The organism is Hungatella sp., from assembly GCF_046966825.1.
Genome location: NZ_JBKVCZ010000231.1, coordinates 1 through 5,302 on the forward strand (window position 1 = coordinate 1; position 5,302 = coordinate 5,302).

Consider the following 5,302-nt stretch of genomic DNA (forward strand, 5'->3'; position numbering starts at 1 on the left):
CAAATCACATAGACGATTCCGCGGGAAACTCTCTTTTTTGTCTTTGCACTCATCAGATATCCGGCTCCCTTCTTCTCAGTATGCCTAACAGCGGTGAAATAACGATCACGATCAGCAGGAACTGAATCAGGTTGATCGCGGAGGCGTATCCCATGGTTCCGATCCTCATGGCGTCATACGACAGCTTGCTGATCACCTGGGTCGCTCCGTTTGGCCCGCCGTTTGTCATGGACATGACGATATCGAATATATTGAAACCGCCGATGACGCATAAGGTAATGGTGGTATTAATGGACGGAGTGACCAGAGGAAGCGTGATATGGCGCGTTGTCTGCCATGCGCTGGCCCCATCCAGCCTGGCCGCCTCGTAGACATCCGTCGAGATCGACTGAAGGCCCGCCAGAATAATGGCCGTATTGAATCCAATCCACATCCAGGATTCCACGGCGCACACGGTAAACAGGACGATCTTCGGATCTCCCAGCCAGTTGAGCGCCAGCCCGCCAAGACCGATGCCGCGCAGAAACTCGTTGAGTACGCCCGTGTCCGGCTGGAGAATAAAGGTGAAGACGTAGCCGATCACCAGTGCTCCGATGGTACACGGCAGGAATATGATGGCCCGGAAGAAATCCCGGCCCTTAAACGCCCGGTTTAAAAGGAGGGCGAACACCAGGCCCAGCCCCACTTTAATGACGGTGGTAATCACGGCAAACGAAAAGGTATGGCCGAGCGCGGGCAGAAAGCTCTGCGACGCGAATAAGTCCTTAAAATTCTCGATGCCGATAAACTCCGGACTTTCAAAGTTGTAGATGCTCCAGTTTGTAAAGGAAAACACAAAGCCGCCCGCAATCGAGCAGACATAAAACAGGGTGAATATGATGAGCGCCGGCACGACAAACACCAGCGGATAATACTTTTTCTCCAGCTTGCTCACAAGACTGCCTCCTTTTAAAAAGGACTGTCATACAACCGCTCCCGAAAAAGCTCTGTAAGACAGTCCAAACGATTCAATCACATGTTTAAATCCTTACTTAAATCCGTCGAATCCGAGCTGCTTCCCTACCACGATCACCGCGTCGCTCCATATCTTTGCGCAGTCCTCCGGGCTCTTCTGGCCGAGAAGGACGGAAAGGAACGAACTGTTGGCATCGTCGGAGGGGGTAATTACATACGTCTGGTTATAATGAATTTCAGTCAGCCCCTGATCGATATAGCTCTGGGTATCCTGAAGCGTTACGCTTAAATTTTCCGCGTCAACAGACTTCCAGACCGATGTACACGCCCTCGTATCCATGTTCAGCTTTAAATTCTCATCAGATGCCATGTAATTTAAGAAATCCTTTGCCGCATCTACATTGGCAGACTGATTCGAGATATAATATCCGCCAGGGCCGGCGATCGCAAGACGGCTGTCGCCATCCTTCGTCGGCGCCGCGAACATGCCGATCTTTCCTTTTCCGGATGGTTCTGTCTTGGCATACTCCGGGTCTGCCCAGTCGCCCATGTACATCATGGCGGCGGTTCCGGAAGCGATTGCCTTCTGTCCCATCTCGTACGTTGCGGTAGCCATGTCGCTGTTCACATATCCGTTGTCCACCCAGCCCTTCATTCTGACGTATAAGTCATTGAATTCCGGAAGAGAATCCCAGCGGATCTCGTTCTTATTCAGCTTCTCCAGCGCGTCCGGATTGGCAGCCAGAATATTGGGCCACTCGCCGTTGATGATCTGGTTTACGGTCCAGGCATCCGCCATGGACACGTAGACCGGTGTGATGCCTGCCGCCTTTAACGTGTCGCATACCGCGTTAAATTCCTCGAAGGTCTTCGGCACTTCCAGGCCGTTTTTCTCGAATACCTCTTTGTTATAGACGATTCCGAAGGAATTGACTCCTCCGTTGGGGAAACAGTAGATTTTACCGTCGCTGTGGGTGACAAATTCCTTCCCCGTATCGGTTAAATTGGCGACCCATGGCTCTGACGACAAGTCCACCAGATTCTTTGCATGCTGGTAGGAAGCCGCCTGCGTACCGGTATCTCCAATAAAAATATCCCGCATGCCGTTGGTGGACATCTTCGTCTGAAGCAGGGAGTCGAACTGGTCATCATCGATGGCCTGCACATCCACGGTGTTGCCCGTAGCCTCTTCCCAGCCTTTCTTAAAGGTCTCAATATTGGATATCTCCACATGCGACGCCTTTAAGCCTACGGTGATGGTTACGCCCTTAGCCTTCTTCTCTCCCTGAGTCTCCTTCTGGCTTTCCGCCGCAGTCTGTCCTCCTGCCGTTTCTGTCGTTCCGGCCTTCTGGCCGCAGCCTGCCAGCATTCCGGCCGCAAGAGCCGCGCATAACAGAACACCTGTCAATTGTCTTTTCTTCATAGCTACCTCCTTCAATTTGTTTCATCTGTTGTGCAATCAGTATAATTGATTCTCGGAAAAAAGCGAATGGAAAAATTTCTCTTATCCGTTTGTATTTTTTTGACCTCTCTTTTTTCCATTGTCATTCAATCGATTTTTCGCTATGATATAGGTAATCACGCAGAAGGAAATGGAGACTGACATGGATTTAAAAAAGAGGCATTTCAAACTAAAATTCAAATTCCGGCTGTTTCTTTCCGTGGCCGGAATTTTCCTGTTCATCGCGCTTTTCGTATCCCTTTTATTTTCCATGACTTCACTTAAAAATGCAAAGGAAAATGATTACCGCGGCTCCGCCATGGTTCTGGAGCGCATCTCCTCCCAGATCGCGTCGCTGTATGAGCAGATGGATGTGGCCGCCACCTCCATCACAAAGAATTCCACGCTGCGGGGTACGGTGCTGAATTTGAATATCCGTGATTCCCAGCTCACCCAGCAGCAGATGATGGAGGAGCTGGAAAAGACCAGGACAATCCAGAAGACGCTGATTAACATGATGTTTTCACCCATCATCTCCAATGTGCTTCTCTACAACCGGAATCTGGACTATTTCTATTATACGGGCCTCTATCTTCACGATGAAGGCCTGTTAAAACGCGCCCTGTCGTCGGACCGCTCCTTCGAGCAGCTCATGGAGGCGCGGTACGACCAGCTCTACTTAGGCCCCCACCTCTCCCCCTGGTCCGGCGACGACAAGGTCGTGCTGTCCGCCATACGGAATTTTTCCGACATCACCACGACTCAGGACACACTCGTCGAGATCCAGGTGCCCTATGCCCACCTGGATTCCATCTGCCGCCAGGAAAGCTTCGGAGACGAGAAGGAGATCGTAATCCTCGATTCCGCCTTCCGCCAGATCTATCCCTACGAGGAGGCCGTCACCGTCCTTCCCCCTGAAACCATCGATCATATTGTTGCGCAGTTTGAGGATGGCGTTCCGGATTTCTACAGCGATGAATACGCCTATTACGGAAGCTCCATCTTAAATAACCGTTTTCACGTACTCTTAGTCTCCAACCAGAGCACACTGGCACAGTATCGGAAGCAGAATGCGACCAATACCATCCTGGCCGTTTTCCTCATTCTGACCACCACCTGTGCCATCATATTTGTCATTATCTCCATCGTTTCAAAGCCTCTGAACCAGATGATATGCTACATCAACGCGCTGAGCCTCGACCAGGATGCGCCCTTAAACCTGTCCTCAGACTTCCTCGATGAGTTTGAACTCATCAACAGCTCCTTCAATCAGATGCTGGTAAAGCTGAAGGACTCCATCAAGGAAGTATACGAGGCCCAGATCAGGGAGAGCAACGCCAACTTAGCGGCCCTCCAGGCCCAGATTAACCCTCATTTTCTCTACAACGCCTTAAACTCCATCAGCGCGGCCAGTGAGATTTACGGAAGCGAGGTTACCTCCAGGATGTGCCAGCAGTTCTCTTCCATGATGCGCTACATCACCTCCTCCAGCCCGGAGGCCAAGCTCAGCGAAGAGATACGCCACACCCGGAATTACCTGGACTTCATGAAAATCTCCTATGACGGCAGCTTCGATTACACCATTGACGCCCCGCTCGAAACAGCCAATCTCTTTCTGCCCAGGCTGACCATCGAACCGTTAGTGGAAAACTGTTTCAAGCATGGCTTCCGGGAGTGTCTGCCCCCGTGGCACATCACCATCAGCTGCGCCATCGAAGGCGCCTCCTGGTTCATACGGATCGCCGACAACGGAAGCGGATTTTCACCGGAGGCTCTCTCTGATTTCCAGGAATTCAAGGACGCCTACGGCTCCAGAAAAACGGCAGACTTATACCGTGATCTGGAGATTGACGGCCTGGGATTAAAAAATATCTACGGCAGGCTGTTCCTGTATTTTAACGGAAATGTGGATATGTACATACAAAACGGCGGTTCCCGCGCCCTGTGCGTTAGCCGCCCCGACAATCAGAACAGCCCCGGTGGCTGTCTCATCACAATAAGAGGAGAAATAACACATGATTAAGATCGTCGTCGCTGAAGACCAGCCACTGATTCTGAAGGATTTGTGTTTGAAAATTGAAAAATGCGATCCGGATATGGAGATAGCCGGGACCGCCACCGACGGCAGAGCGGCCTATGAAAAGGCGGCGGAGCTCCAGCCAGATATTCTCTTTACCGATATCAAGATGCCGTTTTTGAGCGGGCTTGAGGTGATCTCCCGGCTGAAGGCCGAAAACAGGCAGATCCACACCGTCATCATAAGCGGATACCGGGACTTTGAATTTGCCCGGGAAGCCATGAAGCTGGGTGTGGATGAGTATCTCTTAAAGCCGCTTTCGGCAGACGACATCTCCTATGTTCTCTCAGAGCTGAAAGAGAAAATCTCCATGAAAAAGAAAGATTACAACCGCCATCTCCTCGAATCCCTGATTCAGTCCCCCGGCAGCCGGACCGGGCATATCAACACGACGTTTCCCTATGACTGCTATCAGCTTCTTCTGATGACGGCGGGCTCTTATCCCACGTTCCTTCTGGATTACGCCCTGCCCCATGAGGACGTGGGGGCCTTTCACCTTCTGGAAACCGCATGCCGCTCCCGGAAGCAGGAGGGCGAGATGACTTACTTATTCTCCGGCAGGCACGAGAACGAACGCATCTGTCTCGTCTGCTGCAGCAATCCCGAATCCACGACGGCGAGGCAGATCGCAGAGGATGTTCTCTCCGCTTCCTCAGGGTCCGGCCTCCCCATAACCGTCTGTATCAGCCGCCGCGTCCGCCATGTGGACAACATCGGCATGGAGGTTCAGATCATGCGGACTTATACAGAGCGGAACCTGCTCTTCGGGCGCTCCTCCCTTCTGGAAGCCAAACCATTTGAAATGAATATGCCTGACCTGTCGTCCTATC

The 5,302-nt window shown here is 51.8% G+C and carries 4 protein-coding genes; 2 read left to right on the forward strand and 2 right to left on the reverse strand.

Features of this window, described 5'->3' with window-relative positions:
* Positions 1 to 52: 52 nt before the first annotated feature.
* Entirely contained in the window at positions 53 to 934 is an 882-nt protein-coding gene (locus tag ACLTD4_RS32795; protein ID WP_055653047.1) for a carbohydrate ABC transporter permease, read from the reverse strand.
* A 93-nt stretch (positions 935 to 1,027) separates the two neighbouring features.
* Positions 1,028 to 2,377, reverse strand: a complete 1,350-nt coding sequence (locus ACLTD4_RS32800; protein WP_412331922.1) for an ABC transporter substrate-binding protein — start codon at positions 2,375 to 2,377, stop codon at positions 1,028 to 1,030.
* A 181-nt stretch (positions 2,378 to 2,558) separates the two neighbouring features.
* Between ACLTD4_RS32800 and ACLTD4_RS32805 the strand changes: the two genes are divergently transcribed.
* Positions 2,559 to 4,418: a sensor histidine kinase gene (locus ACLTD4_RS32805; RefSeq protein WP_181988555.1), complete on the forward strand. Its 1,860-nt coding sequence runs from the start codon at positions 2,559 to 2,561 to the stop codon at positions 4,416 to 4,418.
* Positions 4,411 to 5,302: response regulator (locus ACLTD4_RS32810; RefSeq protein WP_412331923.1), on the forward strand; the 892-nt coding region annotated here is incomplete at its 3' end. The genes ACLTD4_RS32805 and ACLTD4_RS32810, both read left to right, overlap by 8 nt.

What these genes read in the sequence shown, in the direction of transcription:
- ACLTD4_RS32800 (WP_412331922.1), bottom strand. Translation starts at nt 2,377, where the DNA reads ATGAAGAAAAGACAATTGACAGGTGTTCTGTTATGCGCGGCTCTTGCG.
- ACLTD4_RS32805 (WP_181988555.1), top strand. Translation starts at nt 2,559, where the DNA reads ATGGATTTAAAAAAGAGGCATTTCAAACTAAAATTCAAATTCCGGCTG.